Source organism: Arthrobacter sp. MMS24-S77, from assembly GCF_054888235.1.
This window is the reverse complement of record NZ_JBTZRN010000001.1, coordinates 1,397,253-1,411,453: the sequence shown is the minus strand read 5'-3', so window position 1 is coordinate 1,411,453 and position 14,201 is coordinate 1,397,253. Positions and strand designations below refer to the sequence as shown.

At 62.2% G+C, this 14,201-nt stretch carries 10 protein-coding genes; 2 read left to right on the top strand and 8 right to left on the bottom strand.

The genetic code is table 11. The features are described 5' to 3' along the window. Nucleotides 1-19: 19 nt before the first annotated feature. From ACX5I4_RS06410 to ACX5I4_RS06385, 6 genes are all read right to left on the bottom strand, one after another. Nucleotides 20-1,009: a glycosyltransferase family 2 protein gene (locus ACX5I4_RS06410; RefSeq protein WP_461835941.1), complete on the bottom strand. Its 990-nt coding sequence runs from the start codon at nucleotides 1,007-1,009 to the stop codon at nucleotides 20-22. Next, nucleotides 1,006-2,568, bottom strand: coding sequence for a polysaccharide pyruvyl transferase family protein (locus ACX5I4_RS06405; protein WP_461835940.1), 1,563 nt, complete (start codon nucleotides 2,566-2,568; stop codon nucleotides 1,006-1,008). The genes ACX5I4_RS06410 and ACX5I4_RS06405 overlap by 4 nt, the downstream gene beginning before the upstream one ends. A gap of 541 nt (nucleotides 2,569-3,109) precedes the next feature. Then, nucleotides 3,110-3,247, bottom strand: coding sequence for a hypothetical protein (locus ACX5I4_RS06400; protein ID WP_461835939.1), 138 nt, complete (start codon nucleotides 3,245-3,247; stop codon nucleotides 3,110-3,112). A 68-nt stretch (nucleotides 3,248-3,315) separates the two neighbouring features. Next, the gene (sufU, locus tag ACX5I4_RS06395) at nucleotides 3,316-3,813 is read right to left on the bottom strand and encodes a Fe-S cluster assembly sulfur transfer protein SufU (protein WP_461835938.1); all 498 of its coding nucleotides are present in this window, start codon (nucleotides 3,811-3,813) and stop codon (nucleotides 3,316-3,318) included. Continuing rightward, nucleotides 3,810-5,144: an aminotransferase class V-fold PLP-dependent enzyme gene (locus ACX5I4_RS06390; protein ID WP_461835937.1), complete on the bottom strand. Its 1,335-nt coding sequence runs from the start codon at nucleotides 5,142-5,144 to the stop codon at nucleotides 3,810-3,812. Before ACX5I4_RS06390 ends, sufU begins: the two co-directional genes overlap by 4 nt. A 122-nt stretch (nucleotides 5,145-5,266) precedes the next feature. Further along, nucleotides 5,267-7,945 (bottom strand): LuxR C-terminal-related transcriptional regulator, encoded by a 2,679-nt coding sequence (locus ACX5I4_RS06385; RefSeq protein WP_461835936.1) that lies wholly within the window; start codon nucleotides 7,943-7,945, stop codon nucleotides 5,267-5,269. Between the two features lie 430 nt (nucleotides 7,946-8,375). On the opposite strand from ACX5I4_RS06385, the gene ACX5I4_RS06380 reads away from it, so the two are divergent. Next, nucleotides 8,376-9,440, top strand: coding sequence for a hypothetical protein (locus ACX5I4_RS06380; protein ID WP_461835935.1), 1,065 nt, complete (start codon nucleotides 8,376-8,378; stop codon nucleotides 9,438-9,440). Between the two features lie 125 nt (nucleotides 9,441-9,565). Here ACX5I4_RS06380 and ACX5I4_RS06375 read toward each other — a convergent pair whose 3' ends face one another. Both ACX5I4_RS06375 and ACX5I4_RS06370 read right to left on the bottom strand, forming a co-directional pair. Continuing rightward, nucleotides 9,566-10,945, bottom strand: a complete 1,380-nt coding sequence (locus ACX5I4_RS06375; protein WP_461835934.1) for a glycosyltransferase family 2 protein — start codon at nucleotides 10,943-10,945, stop codon at nucleotides 9,566-9,568. Then, nucleotides 10,942-12,261, bottom strand: coding sequence for a polysaccharide deacetylase family protein (locus tag ACX5I4_RS06370; RefSeq protein WP_461835933.1), 1,320 nt, complete (start codon nucleotides 12,259-12,261; stop codon nucleotides 10,942-10,944). Before ACX5I4_RS06370 ends, ACX5I4_RS06375 begins: the two co-directional genes overlap by 4 nt. A gap of 619 nt (nucleotides 12,262-12,880) precedes the next feature. On the opposite strand from ACX5I4_RS06370, the gene ACX5I4_RS06365 reads away from it, so the two are divergent. Then, a complete protein-coding gene (locus ACX5I4_RS06365; protein WP_461835932.1) occupies nucleotides 12,881-14,041 on the top strand; it encodes a chitinase in 1,161 nt (386 codons plus the stop codon). The last annotated feature ends 160 nt before the right edge of the window (nucleotides 14,042-14,201 follow it).

Sequence of the window (14,201 nt, the reverse complement as noted above, 5' to 3'; positions counted from 1 at the left end):
TTGGGCGATAGGCCGGCTGTTATCGATTGCCGCGCAGTGAGCGGACGATCCTGCCGGCCAGCCGTGCCGGCCGCCTGGCGACGTCCGTAAAGCTGGTCCTGTGCCGGACGGTTTCCTCCAGGGACGCCAGCCTTCGGCCGAGCTCGTCCACACTTGAATTGACCCGCTCCGTCAGATCGCGCAACTCACGGATCGCACTTTCTTGCTGGCTGTGCATCTGGGCCAAATAGAGCAGGGTTCCGTACCCCGTCTTGCCTGCCTCTTCGCGCAGGAACGCATCACGCACGTATCGATCGAACTTCTGGTGGTCGTCGGCGCCGGCAATGACGCTGTTCCCCATGTCCCCGTTCGCCGTCAGGCGCTGGCACCAGAACGCAAGCGCTTCACCGTCGAGTAGCTCGATGGGGAATGCCGACAGGAAACGCAAGTAGAACTCCCAATCGCCCACGGCGTCCAAGGCCTCGTTGTAGTTGCCCACGCGTTCGTGGACAGCGCGGCGATAGAGGATGGAAATGGGCACGATCCGATTGCTGCGAAGCATGTCCGTCAAAGTGATCGCGTTGAGCTCACGCTCGTACGGCAAGGAGCCGGTCTGCACGATGACTCCACCACGGATCTCCTCATAGACGATGTCCGTCCTGACAGCCACACCCTGGGCGTTGGGGTGCTCCTCGAGGAAGCCCACGGTCTTCTTCAGGAAGTCCTTGTGCCAACGGTCGTCGTCGTCGTGGATGGAGATGAATTCAGAGGCGGAAGCTTGGATTCCTGCGTTGGATGCCGCTTCCATGCCTTTGCTGGTCTCGTGGTGGAGAATTGTCAGCTTGCCAACGGGAAGGTGCTCCCAGGTCCTGGCCAGCGCATCGACGGGAACGGGATCCCCGCCGTCGTTCACGACGACTACTGCAACATCCTCGAACGCTTGGTCAAATATGTCCTCGAGCGCCCGCCGCAAGAGCACCGGCCGGTTTTTTGTGCGTACGACGATCGCGACACGTGCCACGGCGTTCATCGGCGACCTCCGGCAACACGACGCAGCACCCCGGCACTCCGGCGCAACAACGAAGCAACCCTGAATGACCGCGATCCCAAGATTCGTTCCCTTTCGTCCAGGGCTGCATTCCGTTCAGGCACCAGCAGATCGCGTTGAGAACGGACATCGTCCCACTCCGTCCAGAGGCTCGCGATTCCCCCGCTCAAGGCGCGGAACTGAACGCGTTGCTCCCTGGCCTGCCTGGCCCACTCCGAGTCCGACTCGAGCGTCACGACGTCCCCCAGCCCCTTTGCTGTTTCGGTACCGGTCGCCGAGAAGATGCTTGCGACGGCGTCCCACCAGTTCTCGTGAACGGCGCGTATCCGGGGACGTAGCGAATCAAGGTGCTCACGGATTTCCCCGCGCCTGGCCCAGGCTTCAGCGACCGCCCGGTCGAAACCTCCGCCGGCGAGGCTGCTCAGCGGCAGGGCCCAGTCTTCCACGCCCCAGTTGTCCATGGCTCCGTGCAATCTCACATCGGAGTAGGCGTCATTGGCCAGGGAAACCACCGGTACTCCTGCGGCCAGGCCAAAGACAACAGGGTGGTAGCGATTTGTCAGCACCAGTTCCGCTGCCACCGTGAGCGCAGCAGCCGCCGGCGCAGGAAGCACCGGACAAGCGTGAATCCGGCCGCTCTGGGAGTGCGCCAAAACTGTTTCATGGGACTCGTGGTCTCCGCCCCCGCCCTCTTGGCCTAGAGGACCCACATGGGGGATCAAATAGATGGGAAGGCCGGTTAGCTCCGTGGCCCGGTCCAATACTTTGCCCAGCTCTGCAAGGCTTCGGGTTCCATCTCGCCAGGATTCAGGACCAAACGTCGCGGCGATGAACGGCCCGGCCGGAAACTCGAACCCATCCCAGGCCGCGTCGTTCGCGCCTGCCGATTCGGGAGAAGCCGATCCCGGAGAGGCCGATCCCGGCGAGGCGGATCCCGGGGAGGCAAGGAAGCTGGCATCGTCCAGAACCCTGGTCAGTTTCTCCGACCCCAGGCCCATCTGGAAGCCCAACGCGTAGGACGATCGCTCCCGGGCGCCCACCAACGCAGAGTAGTCCAACAGCTCATGGAGAACCTGCTGATCCTGCGGCAACAGGGTGGGACCGAAGGTCTGTCCGCTGACAACGAGGGGCTTGCCCAGTTCCTTCGCGATAAGGCCCAGCGCAGCACGTTCGTAGAGCAGCCATCCATACAAGGAATTCATGTTGCCGCCGCCGGCGATCAGCACACCGTCTGCCGACTTCACCTCGTCAATGACCCGCCACACGGAATCATGGGCCGGTAAGGCGGTCCGGTCTCCACGGGCTGCGCGGCGCACAAGTTCCAGGTGGTTGCTCCGCTCCGCCGGCGGCCACGGGAACACCAAAGTGTCTATCGCGTCCATGCCATAGAGGTCCCTGGTTTGTCCCGGGTCGCGGGTAAGGAGGACGATCTTGGCCTGCAATCGGGCTCGAAGTTCATCGGCCGCCGCGATTGCCATCGCCTCATCGCCCACGTGATAGGCCACCTGGCCCAGATCGCCTTGCACCAGAATCTTCAACACTCGGTCCTTCCCTAACAAGCACGCAGCGGTTGCGTCGACTAGACGCTTAACCACTTCCGGATGCGCTGAAACAGCCTATCGTCCTTCCCTGCGGACACCGAACTGTGCCGCGTCCCTGCAGTTTTGAGACCTGCCGCCCCGGAGTGTCCCGGTGATGTGCAGCCATCCGAGTAGCCGACATTTCAAATGGAGTATTGCCGCCTGCAAGTGGGGTGGTTGGCACGCTATTTGAGCCCGATTGGCAGGAATACGTTGCTGCTATGGACGCGAATAGTATGGAACGAGTGTGGCATGGGGCCCACAGGAAGGCCCAAGCGAAGAACTGGTCGTTGTTCTTTGTGTGGGCGGTTCTCGGTCTCATGTCGATTTCGGTGCTCATCGCAGCGGTACCCAAATGATGCGGTGGCGATGCCAACGGTACACAAAAGCTCGGACCGGTTTTCGCGGGTCCGAGCTTTTCTTTGTCGCCTACGTTTCCAATGTTGCGAGGCCAAGTCCAGCCGTCATCGCCGCAGCGTGACTGCGTTATGCCCTACGACCTTCAGCGGATCGCACCCATAAGGGCGGCAAGAATCGTCACGGCTACGAGGGCGAGCAACAATCCCACAATCACAAATTCCGCCCGGCGGACCCGATGCTGGCTCCGGCGCCATTCGCGCCTGCTCTCCAAGGTGATCATGTTTCGAGGCTAAATCCGGCCGCGAGTCCGCAATAGAGTGGACGCTACTCGACCTAGGACTCGCCGCGCTAGAGAGCCGGGGACACCCCTTGGCTGGCCTCGGCCTGGCGTAGCGCGTCTTCCGCCGCTACCCATGCGAGCATGGCGCACTTCACCCTGGCGGGATACTTGGCAACTCCGGCCAGCGCGGCAGCATCCTGGAGGAGTTCCTCGTCCGCTTCCAGCTTGCCGCGCGAGCGCATCAATTCGCGGAAATGATCAATGGTCCGTCGAAGGGACGCCGGGGACATGCCTGGCGCCATTTCACTGAGTATTGACGCCGACGCCATCGAAATTGCACAGCCGTCGCCATCCCAGTGGATATCAGTGACGGCCTGTCCGTCTCCGGCGGTGCCGACGCTGAGTCGCAGGGTGATTTCGTCACCGCAGATGGGATTGAGCTGGTGACTCTGCCCCGTGCCGGCCGTACCTGCTGCGGCGGCCGGCAGCCCAGCCAGGTCTCCCCCGCTGCGGGCCTTGGAGTGCTCCAGGATCAGCTGTTGGTACAAGGAGTCCAGGCCACTCATGACGTCACTCCAGAAGCCGTTATCCCGAAATAGGGCCGAATCTTGGCAACTGCCTCAACCAGCAGGTCGACTTCCTCGGACGTCGTGTACAGGTAGGTACTGGCCCGGGTGGAGGCAGTCAGGCCAAGCCTGCGGTGCAGGGGCTGCGCGCAATGGTGACCCACCCGGACGGCGATCCCCAGATCATCAAGGTACTGTCCGACGTCGTGAGCGTGCACTCCCGCGACGTCGAACGCGGCAAGCCCTGTCCGTTCTTCCCCTGGACCGGGTCCCAGCACGCGCACGCCATCGATGGCACTAAGGCCTGCGACAAGCCTTTGGCCAAGCTCCGCCTCCCGAAGGGCCACCCGCTCCATCCCTGTTTCGCTGAGGTAGTTCACTGCCGCAGCCAGGGCCACCGCCTGCGAAATAGGCTGCGTTCCGGCCTCGAAACGCTGGGGAGAGGGCAAGTACTGGGCTTGTTCCATCGTCACCGTGGTGATCATGGAACCACCAGTCAGGAAGGGTGGCATCGCGTTGAGCAGTTCGCTGCGGCCGTAGACCGCACCGATTCCCGTAGGTCCCAGCATTTTGTGCCCGGAAAATACGGCGAAGTCAACGTCCAGGGCTTTGAAGTCCAAGGGGAGGTGCGGCGCGGACTGGCAGGCGTCCAGGACCACCAAGGCACCCACTTCCCGGGCCATCCGGACCAACATCTCCACCGGGTTGATGTTGCCGAGCACGTTGGACGTGTGGGTGAAGGCCAGGATCCTGGTGCGCCCGGTCACCAGTCGCGCTGCTTCCTCAAGGCGCAGCGCACCGGCGTCGTCAACGGGAATGTACTTGAGGGTAGCGCCGGTCCGCCGGCACAGCTCCTGCCAAGGGATCAGGTTGGCGTGGTGCTCCATTTCGGTGACAAGCACTTCGTCGCCCGGCTTGAGGGCAAAGCGCGCGGCTTCTGCACCCGTTTGGCCCACGCTGGCGTTCGAAAATGAATAGGCCAGAAGGTTCAGCCCAGCGGTGGCGTTCGCGGTCCAGATCAGCTCGTCATCCTGCGCGCCCACAAAACGTGCCACGGTGGCACGTGCGTCTTCGAAAGAGTCCGTCGCTTCTACAGCGAGGTGGTGGGCACCCCGATGGACAGCGGAGTTTCGCTGCTCATAGAATTCCTGCTCCGCCTCCAGGACACTTCGAGGGTTCTGCGAGGTGGCACCCGAATCCAGATAGACCAGGGGGTTGCCATTGATTTCCTGCGCAAGAACGGGGAAATCATTACGGATGCGACGGACTTCATCGTCATCGAGTGCGGAAACCTGGGCATCTCCCCACGCGGGGGTGGAAACCATCGTCAAAACCGGTGCTCCTTGTTAGGAATACGTGGCAATCGCCAGAAGCTGACCGCCAGGAGTGGCGGCGTCACCTAGTAATTGTCCCACCATTTGGCTTCGCTGCCTCATCCGCGGAGCTACCCGGCCTACTCCTCCGGCTTCGCCAACTCGTCCCACAGCTCTGAAAGCTTTTGCCTGCGCGAGACTCCAAGCTTCCCGTAAACCCGCTGAAGGTGCGCGTTGACAGTGTTTACGGCGATACCCAAACGAGCGGCTACCTCCGCACTGCTCAGCCCGGAAGCGACCAAGGCAGTCACTTCGCGTTCGCGCTGGGAGAGCTTGACGATCCCAGGAAGGGTAGAGGGCCTGGACTCAGGACCTTCCGGGCCGGGTTCGTCAAAGGCAAACACCTCTTCCTGTTCATAAGCCTGGTCTTTTTGAGGCTCGCCTGTTACGGCTTCTTCTGTTCCCAGTCCTGGTCCTTGTCCCATTTCCTGACCTGCTTCCTGTCCCGAGGGCACTCCGGACTCGACACTCCACACAACCTCGGACACCCCTGGCCCCACCTGCCGGTAGCCGCGGCTGCCGGTACGCGCGGCCAAGCCCAGGTTCAGCATTTCAAGGGCCCGGTGTCCCTTCTTGGCAGCCGAACCTGCAAGTTGAAGGAGCTTCCTGTGTGAATGTTCTGCACCAATCAGCACTGACCGTGCTGCGGATGAATAGCTTTCGGCGAGCTGTGATGCCAGGTAGTTTCCTGAACTGCGGCGCGAATCGTAGGCCGCCAATGCGCGGCGTACCTGGTTGACATCGCCGAGCAACCACGCAGCCGCGGCAAGTCCTCCGAGGGCCGGTGGCAGGAGCCCGTCGGGGTCGGCTTCATCCAGCCGGGCCTTGGCCTGGCGGAACTGTTCACAAGCCAATTCCAGGCTCCCCTGCCTTGCAAGCACAAGCGCCCTGTAGAGGTGGGCAGACCCGCCGAAATAGCTCATCCGGTTGCTGAAACTGGAACTGCCGGCGCAAAACATTTCGGAGCCACCCCATTGCCCTCGCCAGATCAAATTCGATCCGTGGATGGTCAACACAGTGGAATGGAAGTCCACAGGGCTCCGAGGCAGCCTCCCCAAAACTTCGAGGGCCGACGTTGAGAGAGCGACGGCGTCCGCGAACCGCCCGCTGACAGCCAACCCTTGGGAGACAAGCGCCATCAAAAGCACGCCGGCCTGGGTAGGCGGTGGGGGCTGGCCCTCCGAACGCAGTCCAGGGTCGACCAATTGGCTACGGCAAAGCCTTTGGAACAACTCACCACCGGTTGAAGGCCAGCTGCCGTTCTGCGCGTCCAGATACAGCTGGAGAACATCCAGCTCGTCCCGGACGGCCGTCTGGCCAAGGTAGGCGGGCTCGCCCGGCTGGACCCCGACGGCGGCAGTCTCCAGCCGCCGTCGGGCTTCCTGCAGGACCGCCTGAAGCACATTTGCCCCCGGCGAAGTCGGCAAAAGGGCTTGCAACAGCAGCCACACGGCGTGGGCGAAATCCACAGTCAAGACGTCAGGGGTATTTGCCACCAAACCTTTCAGGACCGTGACGGCTCCGGGGAAATCCCTCGTTTGATACAGGGCCCTTGCCAGCTCCACCCCTGCGACCAGTCCAAGTTCCGGCGCCCGCACCGCATCCGCGGACCGCCTGGCCCGCCGACTATCGTGAACGTCGTTCGCCGCAATGGCCACGGCCAGAAGATCAGCGTCGGGCACCGGCAATCCGCTTTCCTGTTCCAGGTCCACCCGACGGAACAGCGTCCAGAGTGAGTCTTCCGCAACCGGGACGGAGATCTTGTAGATGCTTCGGCGAAGCTCCAAGATCCGCGCAGGTCCCAGTTGCTGCCGGGCCAGCCTCCCCTCGATGGCGTGGCTGAGGGAAACTGTCCCCTGGTTGTCGTTCTGCACACGGATCGTTCCGTCGCCCCTGAGCGCTTCCATGGCCCGCTTTTGGACAAGCTGTTCGAGGACGGCCATTGGTATCGGCTCCCCCGCCGCCAGAAGATCCACAACCTGACGCTGCGGCACTGAATATCCCTCAAGCCGGTGCCGGGTCAGCTCAAGCGCTTGCGAACCGTCCAGGCGGATCGGTCCGGACAATATCCAGGAATCAGCCTGCTCCACGATCTCGCCACGCGCTGCGGTTTCGTCCAGAAGCAATTTCGCGGCCTGCAGGTTACCTCCGGTGGCGGCATGGATGTCCCGGACCAGGCTGCGCGCGGCGTGTCCTCCGAGACGGTCATCGAGGAATTCGCGAAGCTGGTCCTGCGTGAGGTCATCAAGGGTCACCACCGAAAGCTGCCGCGAAACGACGGATTCCATCAGTTCCATCCTCAGTGGCCGGTCTGAGCGGTGGGTGGCGATCATGCGGATGTCCGGTTCAACAAGGAGCTGGCTCAAGAGCCAAAGGGACATGTCGTCCAGGAAATCGATGTTGTCCAGTACCAGCAAGGCCGAGGATCCGGCTGTTGAGGCGCCGCGCACCGCCTTCCGGCAAGCCGCAACGATGGAACCCGGCCACACCTTGGCGCGGGCCGGCAGGTCCGGAACAAGTGCCATGGCGATTCCAAACGGGATATCCGCGAATGACTCGGAGACGTTGTGGGCGATCACGCTGAACGATCCGCGCAGTACTGAAGCCGCAGCGTCCAAGAGAGTGGTCATTCCCGAACCGCTCGCGCCTGAGATGACTACCCCGGCCGGTTCCGCCCCTGACAAGGCAATAACAATCTCTTGAAGCTCTGCTGCCCGAATGATCGGGGGCGAGGTGTGGGTCCCTTCAGTATCGTCCATGGTCCTGTCTCATCTTCGGGCCGCCCGACACGTGTTCCTGACGGCCGCGGCACGGACCGGTGTCATTTCCAAACGTTACCCGCGGGTTTCCGTCCTGGATTGAGTGGTAACTACTTGGTTTTCCGGGGCTACTTGCATGAAATCCTGGCCCTCCACGCAGGCTTGTGAAGGGGAGCCCTCGCCTCGTTTGGAGGCCGGATTTGTACCCGCTGTTACCCTCCTGTGATCTGACTGTGTAAGCTGGACCCGCAAGAGTAAGTTCAGGCTGGCTACTTCTGGGGAGTTGAAGCGCAGCCTATTTTCGTAACAACTCTGTCGTGACACACCATTTGGCCGTGTACGACCCTGCGGCATTTTCGCCTGCAGATCGCCTTACCCGATTGCCTCGGTCTCATATGTCTATGTCCCCAACAGATATGTCACCCAAAATATGAAACACCTGTTCACAGCACTCATCGCCGTGTTGCTTCTTGCCTTCGGCGGGATAGCGACCATCTCAGCCGTCCAATCGTCACACAACACCTCATCCTGGGGTGGCGACCGCTCTTCAAAGACGCCTTCCGCCTCCTCCACCCCCAGGCGAACTTCGACGCCGACACCGACGCCGACGCCGACGCCTAACAACGTTCCGGCCTCAACGCCGTCGAGCCAGCCCGCCCCGGCCACGCCGGCCCCGACCGCAACGGCCGCCGGCGCACCCGCCCCAACGGCGGCGCCCCTGCCCGTCACAGGGACCTACCCGCTCCACACCAACATCGTGAGCACCAGCTTCTGGGTTGGCGAAATCTTCAACGCTAGCCTCTCGGATGGCTCGCAGGTCTGCTCAACTTTCAACGGCCAGTGGGCCCTCCAGCACACCGGCGTCAACCTCGGAACGACGCCCATGAGCGCGAGCGGCTGCCCCGGCAGCCCCTACGGCGGTTGCGACGGTGTCAGCTCCGGCACCGGCACGAGCTTCAAGTGCGTCACTGAAAAGCGCGTGGCGAGCAATGGGTACTTCCCGTTGCACCAGCCCAAGCCCTTGCAAAACCCGTTCTACCTGGACCTGCCTTACGACGACGTCAATGACAGCGTCGCTTTTGCCGAGCGTTGCAAGGTGATTCCGTGGGCCGCCGCAGACAACGCCGCAACCGGCGTCAACCATTGCGCGGACTCGAACTACAGCTACATGAAGAACGCCTGGGTCCAGATCACCGGCCCCAATGGCAGCGTCTGCTACGGACAAGTTGAAGATGCCGGCCCCTCCAGCGGCTCCCTCTACCACGACTCCGCCTACGTGTTCGGCGCAAACAACGCCCGTCCCGCCAACAAGCAGTTCTCCGGCGACCCGAGCCAGGGCGCAGGCATGGACGTGTCCCCGGCGCTGAACGGCTGCCTCGGCTTCGCTGAGTTGGACGGCGACAACGACCACGTCTCGTGGCGCTTCGTGGACCGCGCCAGCGTCCCCGCCGGCCCGTGGCTCACTGTTGTCACCACTGCGGGAGTCACCAACTAAGATCAACACGCGTTTCCAGGCCTCTTGATCCCTGGAACCGGGCGGACGCCCATGTCCCAGCCGTCATGGCTGCGTGGCATGGGCGTCCGTGCGTCCGGGACTTGTCACCCCAGCTGTCCCTAGCCCTAGCCGACCCGTGCCACTGGCGGTCCGGCCGCACTCATTTCCTGTGACGGGCGTTGGATCCTTCGGACAGGGCTGACCCAAACTCCCGATGAACGTGCAGAGTACGCCCTTGGCAACACCTGCAGGCAAATGATGGCATCCAGGATCCGCATCAGGGGAAACAAGGGAGCCATCAACAAAAGGCGCGGACTGCGCATCGTGATGGCGGCAAGGATCGTCAGGAAGAAGTCCGGCAGGAAGACTCCGATGAGAACGTCCTGGGGCCGCAGGACACCGGACAGGAAAACGAACACGTCCGATCGATTGCCAAGGATCCAGACCTCGACAGCAGCGATAGACGATAGCAGGAAGGCGGGCACCAGCAGCACGAAGAAGATGCAGCTGGCGACGAGCTCGACGATGTATAGTCCCAGGACAAACCAGAACCTGCCGAACTGCAGTCCATGCCGCCTGACCGTCTGCCAGAAGCCAAGGATCCACCGCCGCACCTGCTTGATGTAGTCCTTCAGATTGTCCGGATCCTGTGTGTAGGCAACAGCGGCGGATGGATGGAATGCGATCCGTCCCAGTTTCTTCGCATGGATTTCAAACGTCATGTTGAAGTCTTCAATCACCAGTCCCGGCGCCAGGACCTGTATTTCGGCGAGCGCGCTGGTCCGATACATGCTGGCAAATCCCGGAACGATCGAAACAACATTGGCGCCCCGGGCTGCTTGGCCGTATTTGAGCAGCAGTTGAACCACGATGTAAAGGCGCTCCCGGTAGGCCACCAGGAAGCGGCCAATCGCTGTCGGAGATGGCGGACTCATGATGGATTTGGCGCGTCCCGCGACAGCGACCACCGTGGGGTCGGAAAACAGCGGCAGCCCCGTTTCGAGGTAATCCGGGGTCGGGCGGGTGTCCGCATCCAGAAGCATGACCACCTTGAACCTCTTGCACAGGTCAAAATGGGCGATTCCCGCCGCGAGCGCGCCTGCCTTGCCCCGATTCGGTTCGAGCTCGAGGACCTTTACTCCTGCGGCCCGCGCAATAGCTGCGGTGTCGTCCGTGGACATGTCCGAAATGATGTGGATGTTGCGCCGAGGGACCAAAACTGACGCGGCAAGGATGGTCTCCCTGATGACGAGCGCCTCATTGTGGGCGGCTACGAGGACCGCGACATTCGACGGGTAGATTCGGACTCCTTTCGAACGATGGCGGGCCCGTTGCCGTCGCTGGGCCGGTACCCCGCCGCCCCGCAGCAAGGAAATCCACCCACGGATCCGGTTGGACCATACCTGGATCCTCCAGGACTGCTCACTCGCCAAGCGCAAGAGCCCGGCAAAGGACCAGAAAATCGTGCTGATCCCCAGAACCAAAACGATTGAAAGAACTATCACGGCGACGGAGCTCCAACTGTGTCGAACATTTCGTAATCGTCGGTAGCAAGTTGGCCATCGCTGAAGAGGTTCATACCAAAGCTGATGGCTTCTGCCCCGGGCGGAACGGGCGGCGTTTCCCAGATTGCCTGTTCGTAGCTGGTGTTTGCCGCAAACCAGGGACTGGCTGTCCAGTAGGTCCACGTGCCCAGCTTGTTGCGGTAATACAGTTCAAACTGCGTCTTCGCAGTGGACTGGTACCACGCACGGAGTGAATAGCTGTGGCCGGCCGTGACACTCGGGGCGCATGCCCCAAGGTCGAGGACGGGAAGCAATTTGGCGTCACCGGAGGAGTATTCGGTCACGTCCAGGCGACGGGCCACCGCACCGCTGTGTCCCGGGTTCAAGGTGCTCAGCACCACCGCATTCTTGCCGTAGGACGAAACCTGCCAGCATTGCGGCAAGCCGTACTTTCCAGCGGTTTCCAGCCCCGGGTTGCGAAGTGCGTTCTTGCCCGGTGCTGCCGGTGTGGCCACCGGACCGTTCACCACGGGTTTCGCCACGCCGCCAATCACGTCATGCACCGTGCGTACAGCCATGGTCCCTTGTTGGGTTCTCGCTGCCAGCCAGGTGGCGAACTGTTCGAACAACGCGGGACTGACGGAACGGGGACTGCCGCTGGTGTCGATGTCGTAGAACGTCAGCTGCAACCATCCCCCGGCCTGTTCGGCTTGCACCACCGTGGCCTGGAGGTCGGCCAACGTCCAGCCGCTGCCGACCTCGGACGTTGCCCGAGTCCGGAACAGGTCGGCGGGACGGACAGTTTCTGCCTGGGCACAGGTGGCGCAGTCAAAGGGGCTGTGGATCTCAGCGAGACCCCGGGCACTGTTATAGCCACAGCCGGCAACGAGTTCCTCCGACTTCGCCGTTGAAGCCGCAAAGGGATAGGCGAAGGAGGTGACCTTAAATCCCCAATCCGTGAGGTTCGCCCGATCGTTGCAGATCTGCCGCGAGGCTTCATCGGGTTCCACCGCGGTCACATCGGCAAGGGTGACGGTATGGCCTCCGATTTCATTTTGATCAGTAGTCAGGCGGTGGAGATCGTCGACCGTCATGTAATCGGGTGCGCCCACAAATCCTGAATCGATGAAGAAAGTGCCGCGAAGTCCATGGTCCTTCAGGATCCGGGCCGCCTCCATTTGGCTTGCCCGGCCTGCATCAAACGTCAGGCTGACGGAAGACAGCGGAGCGGCAGAAGCCGTGGCGTCAGGCTGGGAGCCGGCCGGTGTCTGGTTTCCGTTGAGCAGCGACGTTGCGCCCGTCAGCAGGAGCAACACCGAGACCCACGAGGCGGCCCACAGGCCTAGCCGTTTCCTGGACGTGCGGACCGGTCCGGACGCAAAGTCCTTCCCCCGGAGCTCATCGCAGAGCCTCAGTACGCTGGTTCCTGAAGGGGCCGGTGGCGACTGGGGGAAGCCTCGGTCTCAAAGGCTTATTCACCACCGGCCCCCGCTCAGGGGCCCCCTCTATGAGGGCGCGCCGCCAAGAGGCGGCACGGTCAATTAGCGATGGGTCATTGGAAGGGAACATGCTGGAACCTCGGAGAACAGACTCGAATCCGAGCCAAACGCCTTCTCGGATGAATCCATTGGGTTCTGATGCCGCTCGGACCAGAGCGTTCTTTTCCATTGTGAGACCTGTCTTTCCCCCGTTGCCCTCAACCAACTGACACCTTCAGCGTAAGGAGCCGGGCGACGACGGACACGAGTAGGCCCTACCCGTCTTTACACTCAATCTTTGGCGTCCGGACTACGCCGCTACTCGTGCGCCACATACCGAATCCACCGGATCGAACACCAGGGCGGAAGCACGGGCGAATCCGATCTGTTCGTGGTCAAATGGTGCATCAGGGCAGCCGGGGTTTTCTGAGCGGGTATCAAAGGATGGCGGAAAAGAGTGTCCAAGAAACAGCGAAGCGGCACGTCCGTTGCGGCTGAGGCAGGCAGCGGGCGGGTCGTCCGGGGCCTGTCCGGGCAACCCCGAGGACGCCGCCGGCTGTCAACCCTCGCACGGGTCTGCATTGCCGCAGCCCTGGTGGTGGCGGGGGCCGGGGGTTTTCTGGTGTGGCGCGTAGCCACGGACGCAAACGGCGCGTTCCAGCCGCCGTGGTTTTCCGGCTACGTTGATGTCACAGTGGTCCCTCAGTACCCCTTCGATGCACCCCTGGGCGAGGCAACCAAGAACGTCACGCTGGCGTTTGTGGTGGCAAACGCCGGGCAGGCCTGCACACCCAGTTGGGGTAGCACTTACAGCCTCGATGCCGCGAAGACTTCGCTCAAGCTCGAGGAACGCATCGCCAAGCTACGGTCAAACGGCGGGGCGATCGCTGTGTCCTTCGGCGGCTCGGTGAACAGTGAGCTCGCCAACTCCTGCCAAAACGCCGCGGAACTGGAACGGGCTTATCGGGCTGTCCTGGAGCGCTACAACCCGGCAACCATCGACTTTGATATCGAAGGCAACAATCTGGCCGACGGCGCCGCCTGGCAGCGCCGCGCCGCAGTTGTCGCTGCACTGCAGAAGGAGCGAAGCAAAGAGGGACACGCCCTGTCGGTTTGGCTGACTCTTCCCGTCACGCCGCAAGGGTTGACCGACGCCGGAACGTCCGCCGTCGATCAAATGCTCGCCGCCGGCGTCCAGCTGGCTGGCGTCAACATCATGACGATGAACTACGGCTCAAGCCGGAGCGCTTCGCAGAGCATGCTTGATGCCGGAACCTCAGCAGCCCAGGCCACCCACGAGCAGCTCAGCATTATCTATCAGCGTGCAGGACTCACGCTCAACAGCGAGCAGATCTGGAAGAAGATGGGGTTGACCCCCATGATCGGCCGGAATGATCTCCCGGGCGAAGTGTTTGACCTGGATGCAGCGCGCGGGTTGAACTCCTTTGCCCTCAGCAAGGGAGTGACACGGGTGTCCATGTGGTCCCTGAACCGGGACACGTCCTGCCCGCAGGACACCCCGGAAGGGCCGGCCAGCCACGTATGCAGCGGGATCAACCAAGGAAGCCAACGCTTCTCTGATGTGTTGGGTGCAGGATTCCAAGGCAAACTGCCGTGAGCCTGCCGCTCAACAAAGGTTCACGCGAGGCCAGGATGTTCCGTCCTGGCCCGGTCTTTAGCTTCGGCTGGGCGAGCAAGATGCCGGCCGTTGCCGCGCCGAAACAGCCTCTTAAGCCATTCCATGGATACCTCCAGTTTTCGAGGGATTGTTCGAGGGG

What these genes read in the sequence shown, in the direction of transcription:
- ACX5I4_RS06410 (WP_461835941.1), bottom strand. Translation starts at nt 1,009, where the DNA reads ATGAACGCCGTGGCACGTGTCGCGATCGTCGTACGCACAAAAAACCGG.
- ACX5I4_RS06400 (WP_461835939.1), bottom strand. Translation starts at nt 3,247, where the DNA reads ATGATCACCTTGGAGAGCAGGCGCGAATGGCGCCGGAGCCAGCATCGG.
- sufU (WP_461835938.1), bottom strand. Translation starts at nt 3,813, where the DNA reads ATGAGTGGCCTGGACTCCTTGTACCAACAGCTGATCCTGGAGCACTCC.
- ACX5I4_RS06385 (WP_461835936.1), bottom strand. Translation starts at nt 7,945, where the DNA reads ATGGACGATACTGAAGGGACCCACACCTCGCCCCCGATCATTCGGGCA.
- ACX5I4_RS06380 (WP_461835935.1), top strand. Translation starts at nt 8,376, where the DNA reads ATGAAACACCTGTTCACAGCACTCATCGCCGTGTTGCTTCTTGCCTTC.